The sequence below is a fragment of the Gordonia sp. UBA7860 genome (assembly GCF_002500165.1).
In the GTDB taxonomy this organism is placed as follows: domain Bacteria; phylum Actinomycetota; class Actinomycetes; order Mycobacteriales; family Mycobacteriaceae; genus Gordonia; species Gordonia sputi.
On sequence record NZ_DLSO01000050.1, the window covers coordinates 23,687 to 40,473 of the forward strand.

The window sequence follows — 16,787 nt, forward strand, 5'->3', positions numbered from 1 at the left end:
AGGGCCTCCTCCGCTGACGCTCGTTATGCCACCGTCCGTATGCGTCTCGGACGGCAGGCCACCGTTCGCAGTAACGCCACGCAGCGCACAGCAACCCGACAGCGGACGTTGCAGAAAACTGCGCGCCAATCCTGCGCCGGCTACCACGCAAACACCGCCGACCTCGTCGCGATTGTGGAAATGTGGACAACCGGATCCGACGCTCCGAAAGTGTCACAGGCGGTCGCTACAATTGGCAGCGGAGACCGTCTACACACTCGAAACATGTTGCTGTGCAGCGGGTTTCGTTCAGATTTCTCCCCGAAAATCATTGACTCGAACACCTGTTCGTCGCATAGTGGACATATGCCCCTCCTCACCAGACTCCTCGATCAGCTCCGCGACGTCCACCTCGCCGACGACGCCACCGGACGCGAAATCTACGACGCGACAAAGACACTGATGACCATGCGCAACATTGTCGACTATCTGCTCTGCATGCACGCCACCGCGATGGACAGGCTCGCAGTGGCCGGGCCGGGCGGCAAGACACGTGTCCTACTGATGGACATGGGCGCGTCACCCGCCACCGCGTCGCGCTGGCTGCAGGTCGGTGAGGCCGTCGGACGACTCGACCGACTGCCCGGATACGTCGAAGACGGCGTGTTCTCCGGCGAGCACACCTCGGCGATCGTGTCTGGACTCACCCACATCGAAAAGCGTTCACCCGACAAGCTTTCCACCGACGAGCGAGGAGCCCATGAGAGTGCCCTCATCGCGCAGGCGATGTCGGGAGCCAAACCACGAGAAATCGCCGACGTCGCCCGCAGCAGAGCCAACGAGCATTCCCACGAGCGCGGCGGCGTACCCGCAGCCGAAGACCGCACCATCAATTCGCTCTCCATCACCCAGAACAGCGACGGACGCACCGAGATCCGTGGCGACCTCGACCTGATTATCGCCGAAAAGCTCACTACCGCAATCGATTCCCTGTCCGCGGAACGTCCCGAGCCCGACGGCTCACCCGACAGTCGTTCCAGCGGGCAACGGCGCACCGAAGCCCTCGAACAGATCCTCGACCTCGCCGCCACCATCGACACACCATTCGTCACTGCACCCACAACCACTCTCGCGTTGTTGGTCCACGCCGACACCCCAGACCCTGCACGCTTGCCATGGGTCGGACCCGTCACCGACCTGACCGCGCGCATACTCGCCTGCGACACCTCACTCACCGAGGTCGTCATCGACGGCGAGACGGTGCCCCTGGAAATGGGCCGCAGCAAACGCCTGTTCCCGCCTCACCTCCGCAAGGCGATTGTCATCCGCGATGAATGCTGTGTGAAGTGCGGAGGGCCTGCCTCATGGTCGCATGTGCACCACCTCCGCCATTGGATCGACGGCGGCACAACCGATCTCGACAACGGATGCCTACTGTGCCCCTCCTGCCACGCGCAGATTCATGCCAGCGACTGGGAAGTCGTGATGGGTCACGACCGCCACCCGTGGCTCATCCCACCGGTCGGCGTCGACCCGCGGCGCACACCGCTACCTGCCTACAACCGAAGAACCCTCCGCCTCGACGACGTCGCCGCCTAGAACACAACAGCCGCACCCATCGTCCCTTGAGAACTCCATAACAACGCCTCGGATGCCGCGACACGACGGCACTCCTCAGCACGTGAGAGACCGAACGGGTCGACCAATCACTGACGCGTGTGCGCTGTCGCGCATCCACCGGCACAGGGCTCACGACCCTGCATCAGAACGAGCTCGTAGCCCACATGTGACGAGCGTGGTGGAGGAAGTGCGCGTGATGGGCCATCCGGGAGTCGTGTCCTATCACCACCGGCCGATGGGCGCAGTTGTCTCGCCCCGGCACGCCTGCGGCGGTCAACGCGACGAGCCGGGCCACACTCGGCAAACGCGATGAATCCCAGATATGTCGCACGGTGTCGATAGTCTGAGCACGGCGCAGACGTCGACACACACGGGGAGAGTGGATGACATCGAAGACGCGTACCGGGCTCCGACGCGTGGCTGCTCGGGCGACGGTGGTCGCTGCGATTGCTATGGGAGCCGCCGGACTGGTGCCTGGAAACGCTGACGCGGCGGTGCGCATCTTGACGATCGCACAACCGGGCGGAACGGGTAAATACGGCGCCGGATGCACCTATACGCTCACCGCGCGCGTGACCAATGACGACCCGGTGACGTTCTCGGTCCGTCAGCCGACGCGGCTTGCCAACGGGAAACTACTGCGATTCACCTTCGACGTGGTGCCGCACCGGCATGTCGCGATATTCCACTGGAGCCCCGTCGTCGAGGGGCGCTTTGTTCTCGGGGCGCGGCAGGGAGATTCGCCGTGGAAAGTGCGTGGAGCCGATGTGGGTCGGCGGTTGGACCTGGGGAGTTCGTGCTCGGGGATCTGATCCAGACCCCCGAGCCATACGGCTCAGTGAGCGGCTTCGTATGCTTCGACGATCTCCTTGGGCAGACGACCACGCGGGCCCACCTCGTAGCCCTCTTCGATCGCCCATTCACGAATATCGCTCGTCGAAGCCGCCGCCTTAGGCGACGATGGCTTCTTGGTGGTCACGCGCGGAGCCGTGGACTGCTTGCGGCCGCCGATCCTCGTGGAAGCCTCCAAGAGTTTCGCGACGGTGACGCGGCCGTTCTCGACCTTGTCGAGGTTGGCGCTGGAAATGTCGAGCTGATACTCGACGCCGAGCCATGACCACAACACCGTGTGGACGTCGTCGAGTTCGATCTCCCGACCATCGAGATCATCAACAAATGCGACAGAGCGGATGGTTGCCATACAGCGAGGTTAACTGATGTCGTCGTCCGCACGAGGGACGGACACGGTAATTTCCCGTCAGCGCCGTTGATGAATATCTTCTTCAATAGCGCGCATACGGTATATCAGCGGCACAGTGTTGCTGGCGTAAGCCGATTTCGGTGATCGCGATAAGGTGGCGGCATGGACGCTCTTTTCGTGTGTACCGGCAACATCTGCCGGTCACCTATGGCTGAACGGACATGCCGCGTCAGGGCAGCTACCCGCGGCGTCGACCTCGGTGTGTCGAGTGCCGGTGTGGGAGCGCTCAATGGCCAACCAATGCATCCGCACGCGGTGGAGGTTCTCGCTGAAAATGGCTTTGATGCAACGGGTTTCGTTTCGCGATATCTACAGCCGAGGATTCTCCAGTCTGCCGATCTGGTGCTCTGCATGACGCGCGAGCATCGAGCCGCGTGTCAGCGAATGTTGCCTGTGCGATGGAAGCGGATGTTCACGCTCGTCGAATTCGTCGAATTGGTATCGATCCTCGACCGCGATCCGCGGAGCGGTGGTGCAGGGGAAGGCTCAGTACCGGGAGAATTCGACGCCGCGCCGAGTATCGACACGCTGATGGCGGCACGCGGTCGAATCGATACAAACTCGGCGCATCTGGACATCCTCGACCCGATGGGTCGCCCTAAATCGGATTTCGAGCGCGTCTACGGCGAGGTGGTGCCGCGGGTTGACAGCGTCGTGGAGTGGGTCGCGCGCACATAACCCCGAGGTGTAGGAGACAGGGGGTTTGAGGCAGGGTTTTGACCCCGAGGCGTTTTGACCCCGAGGCGTCGCTCGGCGTGGTTTCATTGCCTGCATCGAGAGGGAGGGACCTCGGATGCGGGGCAATGCAGAATTCAGCGGTGTTCGTCGACGACGTGTCGTGCTCGTGGCGGCAGTGGCAGCCTGTACTGCGGCCACCATGGGCCTTGGGCTTGCTGGGCCAGCCCTGGCCGTCGACCCTGATCGGCTTCGAGATGGATGTGTGTGGCGCACAACCGAGGAAGAAGCCCAGCACATCCAGACGTGCACCTTCAGTTCGACGTCGCTGGGGCAGGACGTGACCGTGCAGGTGCGACCGTCGAGCAATGCCCCCGGCAGCACCGAGCAGGGCGTGTACTTTCTCGACGGACTCGGCTCGAATCCGGAGTACAGCTCTTGGGCGTTGCCTGCGGCAGGTGCCGTCGACACGTACAGCACCANNAGCGGTGCTGGTCAATGGATGACCAATTGGCAGCAGGCGCCGACGGGCGCGAGTACAGCCCCACAGTGGGACACCTTCGTCGGTGAGGAACTGCCGGGGTACCTCGCAGACAACTTCGACATCGGCACCACGAACAACGCGATTGTCGGCGTGTCGATGTCCGGTGCTCCTGCGGTGATCATCGGGTTGAATCATCCGGACGTGTTTTCGGTGATTCGCTCGTATTCGGGCTATTACCAGACGAATTCGCCATTCGGTTGGATCGCCATCCCACTGATCCAGATTCTCCGAGCCAACATCGACAACGGTCTGTCGGCCATGTGGGGGCTACCGTTCAGCGCAGGAAACGCGTGGGCCGAGAACGACGTCTCCACGCGTATCTCCGAAGCTGCGGCCAACGGGCAGACTGTGATTCTCTCCTCGGGGAACGGCATTCCGACGCTGCATGAACTGACGTCGCTCTTCTCGCTGATCCAGGAAACCTGGGAAGAGGACCCGAGCAAAGTGATCGGACTCTTACCTGCAGTGGTCCCGGCAGCGCTGAGCGGGTTGGTGTTGGGCGTCGGCCTGGAAGTGGCGTCGTATGTATCGACGTTGCTTCTCCAAGCCCAGACGCGAGCGCAGGGGCTGCCCGTCGACTATCACTTCACCAACGGCACCCACAATTGGTATGCGTGGTCGGCCAGTGCCGAGAGCGACGCACAAGCGATCGAGGATGCACTGGCCTCCTCGCGGGCGAAATCGGCGACCGAGCAGGTGCAGCCGGCGAGTCCCACCCCGGCGACTCTTGCTGCGGTGCAAGCGGAGCCGACTCCGGTGTCGGCGTCCGTGGTGCATGACGAGACCGCGGCGACTCCCGCGGAGGGTGCCGTCGTCACGGATTCGCCGCCGCCGAGCGTTGCTGAACCCGCGCCCGCTGCGGCAGTTGAAGCGCCGGTCACCGAGGTCGCTGAGCACGAATCCGAGGACGCGGCATCGTCAGCGGGCGATGCGGGGAATCCCGACGATCAGCAGGCGCCTGATGCGTCGCCTTCTGCCAGCCCCAGTGTGCCCGCGACCTCAGGGGCGGCGAAGCAGTCGGGTGGTGAACCGGCGGTCGGCGCAGGAACGCACCAGATCAACTGAAACGGGCCCGCAGCGCGCGGCGGTCGACCTTGCCTGGCCCGCGTAAGGGGAGTTCGTCGATCTCGATGACGTCGCGGGGCGCGGCGTAGCGGTCGAGTCGCTCGACGACGGCGCCGCGAATGCGCTCGGCGTCGAATCTGGTTGTGTCAGAAGGGACGACGAAGGCGACGACCTTTTCGCCGAGCCGCTCGTCGGGTAGTCCGACGACGGCGCACTCGCGTACGGAATCGTCGTCGAGGATCACGGCCTCGACCACCTGCGGCACCACTGTGAGTCCGCCGGTGGTGATCGCTTCGTCGGCGCGGCCGATGATGCTCAGCACGCCGTCGTCGAGGCGGCCGAGGTCGTCGGTGAGGAAGGTTCTGGCGTCTGGCGTCAGCGTGAACACCGGATGGTCGGGGAGGTTGCGATAACCGTGCGCGACCATCGGGCCCGAGAGTGCCACGCGCCCAACGCCTTCGGGGTTGGGGTCGAGGAGTGTGATGGTGACGCCGTCGAGGGGGATGCCGTCGTAGACGCAGCCGCCGCCGGTCTCGCTCATGCCATAGGTCCGGATGATCGGGAGCCCGGCGTCGAGTGCGCGGCGCAGCAGGGGTGCGGGTGTCGCCGCGCCGCCGACGAGAAGCGCATCGGCTGTGCGGAGTGCTGCGGTGGCGCGCGGGGAGTCGAGCACTTTGATCAGCTGTGTGGGGACCAGCGAGGTGTAGCGGCGCGGACCGTCGAGGGCGTCGAGGGCGTCGGCGAAGGCGTCGGGGTTGAAACCGGACGAAAGGTCGAGGACGCCCGGTGTGCAACCTGCCGCGAATGCGCGGAGTAAGACCTGGAGGCCGGCGATGTGGTGCGGCGCGAGTGCGAGCAGCCAATTGCCCGGTCCACCAAGGTATTTGTGCGTCGCGGCCGCGGAGGCAGCGAGAGTTGCGGGGGAGTGCTGCGCGCCCTTGGGGGTGCCGGTTGTGCCCGAGGTGGAGATGACGAGTGAGATGTGATCGTCGATGGGTTCTCCCGCTGCGAGGGCGGCGGCGAGGCGCGCGGCCTGCGCGGGGTCGGCGGCGGGAGTTGGGAGGGCGGCTGGGGCGCTGGTTTCGACACCGCTGCTCGCTTCGCTCGCGGCGGGCTCAACTAGCGAGGGGATCGCGGTAGGGCTGGTTTCGACACCGCTGCTCGCTTCGCTCGCGGCGGGCTCAACCAGCGGTTGGGGCTCGAGCGGTGGTTGAGTAGTGACCAGCGCGAGTAGGGCGTCGCGCAGGCCCAGGACCGCCGCGTCGGCGGGGAGGGGGAGTGGTCGCAGGATGCGGGTCACCGCAGCAAAACTACTCCGGCTCGACGCCGTCGGACGGTGGCGGGTCGAGGGGATGGTCGTCGAACGGCCAGCCGCGCGATTCGAGGTAGGTGCGGACGCGCTCGATGTCGGCCTCGTGGGGCAGCTCGTGGGTGACCTTGGAGATCTTGACCCCGGCGTCGATCTTGGAGATCGGCTCGGGGGGCGGCGCCGACTCGCGGATGAGTTCGCCAGAGACCTCGTCGACCTCGTCTTCACTCAGTTGGCGACGAAGCAGTGCGACGAGGGGGATGTAGTCATCGGTGGGGACGCCGTCGGGATACCCCGCGCGCAGCCAATCGATGATCTTCTTCAGAAATTGCGGCCGATCGGCCACGCCGTTCCCCCTCACGCACACTCAGATTTCCTCGTGGTTCTCAGTCTGCGATTCTAATCGGTCCGCGCCTGCTCATGGCAGGCGCGGACCGAGTGACAGTGACTTGTGACAGATTGTCAGATGACGTTGCTGGAGGCCTCGGATTCAGACGCCAGGGGCCAGCCGACCGCGGCCAGCCGCGCAGCAACCTGATTCACCTCGTACTCGGTGGGTGGCTCATCAGACACGACACCGATCGCGTTCCTGATCTGTTCCTCGGTGAGAGGCGCGCCCAGTCCCTGCTCGGCGGCCAGCTGCATGCACACGCGCATGATCTGATCCTCGTCGAGCACCTTGGTCAGCAGCGCCAGCAGTGGCGGAAAATCGGTGGGCGGGATGCCTTCCGGATATCCCTTGCGAATCCAGTTGACGGCGGATTCGAACAGTGATGCGTTAGCCATGTTGCCTTCCGGTTCGAACGTCGGTGTGTCGAGTGGCGAGGAGGTGCACTAGCTGCCCGGGCCTACTTGTACGCCCACGACGGGAAGAGCTTGATGTCGAAGTAGTAGTTGAGCGTCTGGCGGCAGATCCACAGCAGGCCGATGACGATCACAGCCGCGACGATCGCGAACAGGACGTAGCCCAGCGCTCGCAGCGCCGGATTGGGGGCCGACGTGGTGCCGTCTGCGTTGACTCCACCTTCGCCGCGTGCCTCGCACACCATGCCGACCGCGAACAGTGCGGGCAGACCCGCGCCGAGCACCAGACCGATTGCGAAGACCTTGAGGATTGATTCGACGATGTCCATGAGATTTTTCCTTCAGTCGTCTGTGTCGCGGGGGCGGACTAGGTCATCGCTGTCGGGTCGGGAACCTGACGCGGACCGTCCTGCACGCTCGGCGGGATGATCGAGTTGGTCTCTTCGTCCCATTCGTCGTTGACGTTGTTGGAATCGACCTTGTTCTGCTGTGCACGCCAGTACATGTAGGCCGACGCCGCGACCAGCAAGACGAAGATGACGACCGCGCCGACGACATCGCCGAGCAGGTGGCCGAGGCCGTAGCAGATCGCGCCGACGAGGCCGGCGGCCGGAAGCGTGGTGACCCAGGCGATGACCATGCGACCCGCGACAGCCCAGCGGACCTGGGCGCCCTTCTTGCCGACACCCGAGCCGAGGATGGAGCCGGTGGCGACCTGAGTGGTCGACAGCGCCATGCCTGCTGCCGAGCTGGTCAGGATGATCGCGGCGGAGCTGGCCTCGGCGGCCATACCCTGCGGGGAGCTGATCTCGACGAGGCCCTTGCCGAGCGTACGGATGATGCGCCACCCGCCGAGGTAGGTGCCGAGTGCGATGGCGCCCGCGCAGCTGACGACCACCCAGATCGGCAGGCCGTGCTTGACCGACGATGCGCTCAGGTGGCCGGTGCTGATCAGGGCCAGCGCGATGACGCCCATGGTCTTCTGTGCGTCGCCGGTGCCGTGAGCGAGGGAGACCAGGGACGCAGTGACGATCTGGCCCGAACGGAAGCCCTTCTCCTGCTTGGAAACCAGGATCTTGGCGGTGATCCTGAAGATGATCCAGGTACCTACCGCGGCCACCGCACACGCGATGAACGGTGAGGCGAGTGCGGGGATGATGACCTTCGAGAGCACGCCGTGCCAGTCGATGCCGCTCATGCCGAGGGCCGCGATGCCCGAGCCGATGAGCCCGCCGAACAGCGCGTGGCTCGAGCTCGACGGCAGACCGAACAGCCAGGTGAAGAGGTTCCAGAGAATGCCGCCGACGAGGCCGGCGAAGATGATCAGCAGGGCCTCGTTGACGTCGATGCCGGAGATGAGATTTCCGGACTTGTCCTGCAGATGAAGAATGTTCTTGGTGATTGTCGCCGCGACCTCGACCGAGAGGAACGCGCCGACCAGGTTGAGGATGGCTGCGATTGTGACCGCAACCTTGGGCTTGAGTGCGCCGGTGGCGATGGAGGTCGCCATGGCGTTTCCGGTGTCATGGAATCCGTTGGTGAAGTCGAAGCCAAGTGCTGTGATGACCAGCAACACGAGGACAAGCATCTCTCCGCTCATGGGCAATATCATGATGCCCGGGTTAAGGATTCGCCTAAATTACGTTCGACTGCCGTATGTTTGTGACCTGCGGGTTTGCCTATCCGCACACGGTGTTCACCTAGTGTTCACCGAACCGACCGTGGGCGGACACCATTTGCCCGGCTAATGTCCGATTTTTGTGCGTTGGGGGTCTCGACAAGCTCGACCAGCGGGCGGGGCGCTCGACCAGCGGGCGGGGCACTCGACCAGCAGTGGGGGCGAGCGAGCGCTCGGGCGGGTCTCGACAAGCGGTGGGGGCGCTGTGGAAGAATCCGAAACCATGACCGCTTCTGCCATCAAGCTCGGTATGCCCATCAATTACGCCGGTGATTTTCGCGAGACGATCGACAACCTCGTCGACTTCGAGTCGGCGGGTGTCGCTCGAATCGCGGTGCCCGAGGCATACAGCTTCGACGCCGTGAGCCAGCTCGGCTACATCGCAGCGCGCACCGAGAAGATGGAGCTGCAGTCGGCGATCCTGCCGATGTACTCGCGCACACCGTCGAACTTGGCGATGACCGCGGCGGGGCTCGACTTCATCAGTGGTGGTCGCTTCGTGCTGGGTATCGGCGCGTCGGGGCCGCAGGTGATCGAGGGCTTCCACGGTGTGAAGTACGACTACCCGGTGGGGCGCGCGCGTGAGAACGCCGACATCTGTCGACTGATCTGGCGTCGGGAGAAGACGGAGTACCGAGGCAAGCACTACACGCTGCCGTTCACCAAGGAGGACGGCGGCACAGGGCTTGGCAAGCCGCTGAAGATCATCAATCATCCTGTCCGCGAGAACATTCCGATGTTGCTCGCTGCTATCGGTCCGAAGAACACCGAACTCGCGGCCGAGATGTTCGAGGAGTTCCAGCCCTTCCTGTTCCACCCCGAGCACGTCGACGTCGCGTTCGGTGAACCGCTGGCAGCGGGCAAGGCGAAGCGCGATCCTTCGCTGCCCGAGCTGGGAATTGTGGTGCAGGCAACCGCACGGGTGACCGAGGACGCCGAGCAGATCGAGAACGCGTCGCAGATGGTTCGGCACCAGGCGGCGCTCTACATCGGCGGCATGGGCGCGCGCGGGAAGAACTTCTACAACCAGCTCACCGTCCGTTACGGCTACGCCGACGCGGCCAAGGAGATCCAGGACCTCTACCTCGACGGCAAGAAGGTCGAGGCTGCCGCGGCGGTTCCCGCAGATCTGGTCGAAGCGATGAGCCTGATCGGTCCGCGTTCGCTGGTGGCCGAGCGCGTCGCGGCGTTCCGCGCGGCGGGTGTCACGTGCATCCTCGCTGCTCCGGTGGCGCCGACGCATAAGGAGCGGGTCGAAGACATGGCTCAGCTCGCGGAGATCTTCGCGAGCTGAGCCAGCCTTCGTCCGCATTCAGCGGTCAGTTGGTTTTCGTTGATGTGCCCGCCGAGCTCTTGGTTGCGGTTGCTGCTGCCGTTTGTGTAGCGGTCGGCGTTGCCGTTGCCGTCACCTTGGGTGTCGCCGTTGCCGTGGGTGTCGCGGTTGCCGTGGCTGTTGCAGTTGCCGTAACTGTCGGTGTTGCGGTTGGCTTGGACGTTGCAGTCGCAGTCGCCGTGGGTGTTGCAGTTGCAGTAGCCGTGGGCGTTGCGGTTGCACTCGGCGACGCGGTGGTCTTTGTCGTCGACGGACTTGCCGTGGTCGGAGTTGCGGCGGCCGCCGAGGTGGTCGTCGGGGTGGCCGTCGGCGCGGCGGTTGTTGTCGCCGTGGTTGTTGTCGCCGGGACCGTCTCGCTACTTGCTTGTGCGGCAAGCTTTGTGACGGTCGTGGTCGTGGCGGCGTCAGCGCCGTACGCATTGCCCAGCGCTGCCGCCAAGTCGTTCAGCATCTGCTGGAACTGTGCGGCCAGAGCGGCCATCATCTGCTGCAGAGCATCGTTGAGCGCTGTCGACGGGTCCGTGGTTCCGCCGCCCGTATTCCCGCCGCCCGTATTTCCGCCGCCAGTGTTCCCGCCGCCGGTGTTGCCGCCGCCAGTGTTCCCGCCGCCGGTCGACGGTGTACCCGGGTTCGATCCGGATGCATACTTCGCGATGAGTTCCGCCAAGACCTGAGCTGCTGGTTTCGCTGTCCAGTCGGTGTGGAAGAGTCCGAAATTGTCTTCAGTGATGCCGTCTCCGGTCTTGGTGTCACGCGTCTCGTAGATGTAGATCGGTCCGGCGCCGGTCTGCTTCTGCCAGGTCTCGATGAAGTCCTGGATGAAGGCTGCCTGCTGGGCTTCGGTGTACGCGCCGGAGGTCGGTTGGCCGTACTCGGTGATCCAGATCTTCTTCGCGGAGTCTCCATATTGTGTCATCAGCGCTCGGATGGCCGCGATCTGCAGAGAGGGCGCGTCCGGATGGTCGTTCGTCGAGTACGACGCGTCGTACTGGTACGGGTGGTACGAGAGGGCGTTGAAGTATCCCGCCGCGCCTGCCGCGTACATCTGAGAGATGAAGTCGATGGGGTTCAACGTGTTGCCGCTCGTCACGGCAGCGCCGACGACGCCGGCGATCACGACGGCGTCAGGGTCTGCGGCCTTGATGGCGGCGTAGGCGGCCTTGAGCATTGCCGTGTAAGCGGCAGGATCGATTGGGTTGTAGAAGAGGGTCGAGTTGGGCTCGTTCCACACTTCGTACCCTGAAATCTTGCCCTTGTAACGCGTTGCGACCGCAGTCGTGAAACCTGCGTACACGGCTGGATCAGTGTGACCATTGATGATGTTGCCTGCCCACCACGGTGTTGCGGCGATCGTCGCCACCAGGCTGATCCCTCGTGACTGTGCAGCGTTGACAAGCTGGTCGAGTTGGGTCCAGTCGTACACGCCCTGACGATTTTCGACGCTGGCCCACGGGATGAGCACCCGCACGCTGGTCACGCCGAGCGATTGGATCTTGTCGAGGGTCGTGTTCATGTCGGCACTGCTCAACGAGTACAGCGACGAGTCGGCTATGCCGATGGTGGTTGATGATTCATCGATAACCGCCGCCATGGTGTAGGGCAGGGTTACGGTGCGGATCTGAGAAATTGAAGACTTGCCCGCCGGAGAGACGGCAGGGAAGTCGATGGCAACCAGGGCGGTGCCGAGTAGTGCTGCAGCGCAGAGCGTTAAAGACCTGGTACGAAGACGTGATGTGGGCATCGGGCAGATTCCTGTCAGTTGCCCCCCTTGACTACAGAGTAGATACGAAAATCGATTCGGGTGAGTTAATTGGGGGTTACTGAACGATGCGGAGCGGATTCGACTGCGGATTTGTGGAGGGGTTTCATATTGCGGGTTCACAGAGGGGTTTCAGGTTGTCTCGGTTTCAGGTCGGGGGTCGTGCCACAACGCAAAGATGCCCCCGCCGGTGAAGGCGGGGGCATCTGAGGTGGTGCAGCAGGTGGAGCCGAGTGGCGACCGATGTGTCGGCCGGCGTGCTGTCAGATGGCGACGGCTTGGCTGGGCGACTCGATGGCGACGTCTGACTCCACCATCATCCGGACCAGCGACTTGAAGTCGACGCGAGGTTTCCAGCCAAGCTTCTCGTGCGCCTTGGTGGAGTCACCGATGAGGAGGTCGACCTCTGCGGGGCGGAAGAACGCAGGGTCGGTCTCGACGTACCGCTCCCAGTCATCGATTCCGACGGTCTCGAAAGCGACGTCGAGCAACTCGCGAATCGTGTGCGTCTCTCCGGTCGAGATGACATAGTCGTCGGCCTCGTCCTGCTGGAGCATCCTCCACATCGCGTCGACGTAGTCTCCGGCGAAGCCCCAGTCGCGCTTCGCGTCCAAGTTGCCCAGAACCAGCTTGTCCTGGAGGCCCAGACTGATGCGTGCCACGGCCTGTGAGACCTTTCTGGTCACGAATTCAGGCCCGCGCCGCGGGGATTCGTGGTTGAACAGAATGCCCGAGCTCGCATGCATGCCGTACGACTCGCGATAGTTGATCGTCATGTAGTGCCCGTAGACCTTGGCGACGCCGTAGGGCGAGCGCGGCCAGAGCAGCGTCGACTCACGCTGAGGGACGTCTTGCACCTTGCCGAACATCTCCGAGCTCGACGCTTGGTAGAAGCGCACAGCCTTGCCGGAGTCGTCGGAGTAGAAGCGTACGGCCTCGAGCATATTGAGAACGCCGAGACCTGTTACTGCACTTGTCAATTCGGCGTTGTCCCAGGAGTATGCGACAAACGACACCGCACCGAGGTTGTACACCTCGTCGGGCTGAGCCTTTGCCAGTGCCCTGATGAGGCTCGCCAGGTCGAGAAGATTGCCGCTGAGGATCTTCACGTACGGGTGACTGCGTCGCAGTGCCGGCAGCTTGGGGTTGTTCTGCCCACGGATCAGTCCGTAGACCTCGTAACCCTTCTCATGCAGCAATTCGGAGAGATAGAGCCCGTCCTGGCCGGTCACGCCCGTGATCAGTGCGGTTTTCAACGTGTGTTCACCTCAATGCTTGCCAGCAGCCGTATAGATCCGGCGTCTGAGTGTTTGGACTAAGCAGGAGCAACAACAGGGTCTGCAAAGTGTGCGCGCTTGAATTACAACTGATTTCTGCCACCCCGGCAACCGTAGTGGCGGTAGTCACAGACGATGACAAAACTGTATCAGGAGATGCGAAACATTCGCGCCATCAGCGACGATATGAACTCAACGCCTGCGGCCCATTTAACTCAATCTCACAGGAAACCTGCGGTATCGGGAGGGCTGCATAGGAATTGCTTGTCACTCCAATGTCGATCTGACCGCAGGCAACCAGGCGTGACGCACTGCAGATGTTCCCTTCTGTTCACTCAATGGAAACACGGGATTAGCTGGGGCGAAACGCAACGTGACGTCGACATTCGTCGATGTCAGCGCTAAACGTGATGGTCCGCACATGGCTGTAACGACCGCGATTCGTCGGTCGAATGGTGTGATAGACACGTGGAGACGGTGACAATGTCCGATTCTGTCGTCTGCGCGCGTCAAGCATCTCGGCTGCCAGATTTTAATGTCAGAGCCGCTCGCTGGAAGGAATACTCTCCGCGACTGGGTTACGCTTGCGCGGTGTGTATCGGGAGATGATCTTCGGATTCAACGATGAACCGAGCAGAACACTGTGTATTGCCCTCTTGAGTCAACGTCCACGAATGGCGGTTTCTAAGAAATCATGCGCCTCGCAATAGCTCATGACTACCTCACGCAAAGGGGTGGCGCCGAGAAGGTCGTCTTGGCACTGGCAAAAGCGTTCCCCGACGCGCCCATCTACACCACCCTCTTCGATGCGGACGGTACGTATCCCGAGTTCTCCTCCATGGACATTCGGCCCAGCTTTCTCAACCATGTGGGCCCCCTGCGTCGAAACCATCGGACGGCGCTCCTCGCGCTACCGCCTGCGGCACGGTCGGTGAAGATCGACGCAGATGTCGTGATCGCGAGTTCGAGCGGCTGGTCACACGGGTTTCAGACGACCGGGCGCAAGATCGTCTACTGCTACTCGCCTGCCCGATGGCTCTACCAGACCGATGCGTATCTCGGTGACGGGGCCGGACTGGCCAAGCGGGTCACGCTGGCACTCATGGCGCCATCACTACGTCGCTGGGACCGCAGAGCAGCAGCGCAATGTGATCAGTACCTCGCCATCTCACGCGCCGTCGCAGGCAGAATCAACGACGTGTACGGCCTCGACGCGGCCGTGCTGCCGGCGCCGGTCACACTCACCGCACGGCCGGATTCCGCGATGGAGTCTGTCCGCGAGATCGAGCCACTTGTGCGAGAAGGGGACTCGTTCTACCTGTGTGTTTCTCGGCTGTTGGCCTACAAGAACGTAGACAAGGTCCTCGACGCTTTCGCCGGTAGCGGTCGTAAGCTCGTCGTGGTCGGGCGCGGACCCGAGCGCGATGCGCTTGTGGCAAAGAACCTTCCGAATGTGACCTTCCTTCAGGATCTTTCGGACGCGCAGATGTCGTGGCTGTATCGGCACTGTCGTGCAGTGGTCGCGGCCAGTCTTGAAGACTACGGCCTCACTCCTCTCGAGGGAGCGATCTACGGGAAGCCCTGCGCCGTACTGCGTTGGGGTGGGTTCTTGGACACCGTCGTCGAAGGCGTGACCGGGGTCTACTTCGACAATCCCGATCCGCGCTCGATTGCTCAGGCGGTGTCCTCGTTGGAGGAGATCGAATGGGATCCACGCGTGATCGCCAACCACACGTCCCAGTTCAGTGAAGAGATGTTCAGTTCGCAGATGCGCCACCACGTCGACAAGCTGGTGCAGTACGCATGAGTGCGTCAGCGCCGATAGCGCTCATCACAGGTGTCGAGGGCCAGGACGGCTGGTATCTGAGCCAGTTGCTGAAGTCCCAGGGTTATGAAGTGCACGGTACGGTTCACCGCAAGCCGAGCATCGGGGACGAGACCGTCGAACAACTGATCGCGAACAGAGTGGGCATCCACGTCGCTGATGTGGTCGATGCCGACAGAATGCGAACGCTGTTCGACGCTGTGCGGCCCGATCACGTCTTCCACCTCGCAGGCGTGTCATCGGTTGCGCGGTCGTGGGAAGACCCGGTCGGCACGACTCGCACCAACTCCATGGGCACAGCTGTGGCGGTCGCCGAGGCCCTTCGGTTTCAGAACGTGTCCGGTAAACCCGTCACGTTCGTCAACGCGTCGAGCGCAGAGGTGTTCGCGGGTTCTGGCCGCGTTCCGATCGACGAGACGGCACCGATCGCACCCATCACTCCGTATGGCGCGTCCAAAGCGCTCGGTCACACGCTGTGTGTTGCCTACCGGGCCAAGGGACTCGCCGCGTCGAATGTGATCTTGTTCAACCACGAATCGCCGAAGCGGCCCAACACCTTTGTGACCGGTCGGATCGCGGAAACAGTTGCGCGGATCGCGGCAGGGAGCTCCGAGACACTCTCGCTGGGCAACCTGAGCGCGCAGCGTGACTGGGGGTGGGCACCCGACTACGTCGATGCGATGCGTCGGATCGCACTGACCGGACGCGGCGAGGACTACGTCGTCGCTACCGGAACGCTGCACTCTGTCGCCGATTTCGTTGCCGCGGCGTTCGCATCCGTCGGTATCGAGGATTGGGCGCAGCGAGTCGAGGTGGCAGATCACCTCGGGCGACCCAACGACGCCGCGGTGCTCGTCGGCGACTCGACGCGGTTGCGTACCGAGTTGAACTGGGCACCGACGCGGACGTTCGAACAGATCGCAGAGTCCATGGTCAATCACTACGCGCAGAAAGAGATGGCATGACGGTGGAAAGCGCCCGGCAGGATGAAACGGGTTCTGAGCAGAGCGAGCCGACGATCACGCTGCCGCAGCGAGACGACTTCACGCCGCGCTACGACTTCAACGACATCAGTAAGTTGGGCAAGGCGCGCAACAGGATCGGCATCCTGCTGTACAACTCGTTGATCACGCACATCCCGTCGCACACTGTGCGGCAGGGGTTTCTGCGAGCCTTTGGCGCGAAGATCGGGAAGGGCACATCGATTCTTCGTGGCTGCCTCTTCTTCGACATCGACCAGGTGCGGATCGGCGACTACTGCTCCATCGGGTTCCGATGCCTGTTCGACGCTCGATCGGGCATTCTGATCGGCGACAACGTGGTGATCGCATCGGACACACAGATCATCGCCGGGCACCACGACCCCAACAGTCCAACCTTTGCGCCGATTCTCAATCCGGTGCGGATCGGTGACTACGTGTGGCTGGCAAGTCGGTCGACCGTGCTCGCGAACGTCGACATCGGTCGAGGTGCGGTGGTTGGTGCGTGCGCACTGGTGACGAAGTCGGTGCACGACCTCGAGATGGTTGCCGGTGTGCCTGCGAAGGTTCGCTCCATGCGAGACCCCGATGCGTTGCAGTATCGGCCGTTCTATCGGCCGCTGCTGTACTGACGATCAGAACCCGGAGAGGCGATCGGAACACGGAGAGGATGCCGCT

16 protein-coding genes are annotated in these 16,787 nt (G+C 63.1%); 8 read left to right on the forward strand and 8 right to left on the reverse strand.

Translation table 11 applies throughout. The features are described from left to right. The first annotated feature begins 345 nt into the window (after positions 1-345). On the forward strand, positions 346-1,578 hold the full coding sequence (locus B3T59_RS07400; protein WP_287001888.1) for an HNH endonuclease: 1,233 nt from the start codon (positions 346-348) through the stop codon (positions 1,576-1,578). A gap of 404 nt (positions 1,579-1,982) precedes the next feature. After that, positions 1,983-2,411, forward strand: a complete 429-nt coding sequence (locus B3T59_RS07405; RefSeq protein ID WP_287001889.1) for a hypothetical protein — start codon at positions 1,983-1,985, stop codon at positions 2,409-2,411. Between the two features lie 23 nt (positions 2,412-2,434). Here B3T59_RS07405 and B3T59_RS07410 read toward each other — a convergent pair whose 3' ends face one another. Then, on the reverse strand, positions 2,435-2,800 hold the full coding sequence (locus tag B3T59_RS07410) for a histone-like nucleoid-structuring protein Lsr2 (protein WP_141277072.1): 366 nt from the start codon (positions 2,798-2,800) through the stop codon (positions 2,435-2,437). 162 nt (positions 2,801-2,962) lie between these two features. Between B3T59_RS07410 and B3T59_RS07415 the strand changes: the two genes are divergently transcribed. Continuing rightward, positions 2,963-3,538: a low molecular weight phosphotyrosine protein phosphatase gene (locus tag B3T59_RS07415; RefSeq protein WP_285897842.1), complete on the forward strand. Its 576-nt coding sequence runs from the start codon at positions 2,963-2,965 to the stop codon at positions 3,536-3,538. Between the two features lie 199 nt (positions 3,539-3,737). Further along, complete coding sequence (locus tag B3T59_RS07420; RefSeq protein ID WP_422653619.1) at positions 3,738-5,144, forward strand: alpha/beta hydrolase-fold protein; 1,407 nt, start codon at positions 3,738-3,740, stop codon at positions 5,142-5,144. Here the strand turns inward: B3T59_RS07420 and menE are convergent. The 5 genes from menE to B3T59_RS07445 form a co-directional block, all read right to left on the reverse strand. Then, the gene (gene menE / locus B3T59_RS07425; protein WP_372495570.1) at positions 5,137-6,333 is read right to left on the reverse strand and encodes an o-succinylbenzoate--CoA ligase; all 1,197 of its coding nucleotides are present in this window, start codon (positions 6,331-6,333) and stop codon (positions 5,137-5,139) included. The two genes, B3T59_RS07420 and menE, sit on opposite strands and share 8 nt — an antisense overlap. 121 nt (positions 6,334-6,454) lie before the next feature. Then, positions 6,455-6,799, reverse strand: coding sequence for a DUF3349 domain-containing protein (locus B3T59_RS07430; protein WP_251723626.1), 345 nt, complete (start codon positions 6,797-6,799; stop codon positions 6,455-6,457). Between the two features lie 116 nt (positions 6,800-6,915). Next, on the reverse strand, positions 6,916-7,239 hold the full coding sequence (locus tag B3T59_RS07435) for a DUF3349 domain-containing protein (protein ID WP_251723625.1): 324 nt from the start codon (positions 7,237-7,239) through the stop codon (positions 6,916-6,918). A 62-nt stretch (positions 7,240-7,301) separates the two neighbouring features. Further along, positions 7,302-7,586, reverse strand: a complete 285-nt coding sequence (locus B3T59_RS07440; RefSeq protein ID WP_251723624.1) for a hypothetical protein — start codon at positions 7,584-7,586, stop codon at positions 7,302-7,304. A gap of 38 nt (positions 7,587-7,624) precedes the next feature. Next, on the reverse strand, positions 7,625-8,857 hold the full coding sequence (locus B3T59_RS07445; RefSeq protein ID WP_287001891.1) for an inorganic phosphate transporter: 1,233 nt from the start codon (positions 8,855-8,857) through the stop codon (positions 7,625-7,627). Positions 8,858-9,158: 301 nt separating this feature from the next. Between B3T59_RS07445 and B3T59_RS07450 the strand changes: the two genes are divergently transcribed. Next, positions 9,159-10,229 carry an LLM class F420-dependent oxidoreductase gene (locus B3T59_RS07450; protein ID WP_287001892.1) on the forward strand — a complete coding sequence of 357 codons (1,071 nt, stop codon included), beginning with the start codon at positions 9,159-9,161 and terminating at the stop codon, positions 10,227-10,229. Between the two features lie 25 nt (positions 10,230-10,254). On the opposite strand, the gene B3T59_RS07455 is transcribed toward B3T59_RS07450, so the two are convergent. Together B3T59_RS07455 and B3T59_RS07460 are read right to left on the reverse strand one after the other, a co-directional pair. Further along, positions 10,255-12,009: a cellulase family glycosylhydrolase gene (locus tag B3T59_RS07455; protein ID WP_287001893.1), complete on the reverse strand. Its 1,755-nt coding sequence runs from the start codon at positions 12,007-12,009 to the stop codon at positions 10,255-10,257. Positions 12,010-12,290: 281 nt separating this feature from the next. Next, positions 12,291-13,283: a GDP-mannose 4,6-dehydratase gene (locus B3T59_RS07460; RefSeq protein WP_251723620.1), complete on the reverse strand. Its 993-nt coding sequence runs from the start codon at positions 13,281-13,283 to the stop codon at positions 12,291-12,293. Positions 13,284-13,998: 715 nt separating this feature from the next. Here B3T59_RS07460 and B3T59_RS07465 point away from each other — a divergent pair. The 3 genes from B3T59_RS07465 to B3T59_RS07475 are packed head-to-tail and all read left to right on the forward strand — an operon-like array spanning position 13,999 to position 16,741. Then, entirely contained in the window at positions 13,999-15,111 is a 1,113-nt protein-coding gene (locus tag B3T59_RS07465) for a glycosyltransferase (RefSeq protein ID WP_287001894.1), read from the forward strand. Then, entirely contained in the window at positions 15,108-16,094 is a 987-nt protein-coding gene (locus B3T59_RS07470) for a GDP-mannose 4,6-dehydratase (protein ID WP_287001895.1), read from the forward strand. The genes B3T59_RS07465 and B3T59_RS07470 overlap by 4 nt, the downstream gene beginning before the upstream one ends. Then, entirely contained in the window at positions 16,091-16,741 is a 651-nt protein-coding gene (locus B3T59_RS07475; RefSeq protein ID WP_287001896.1) for an acyltransferase, read from the forward strand. Before B3T59_RS07470 ends, B3T59_RS07475 begins: the two co-directional genes overlap by 4 nt. Positions 16,742-16,787 lie beyond the last annotated feature (46 nt).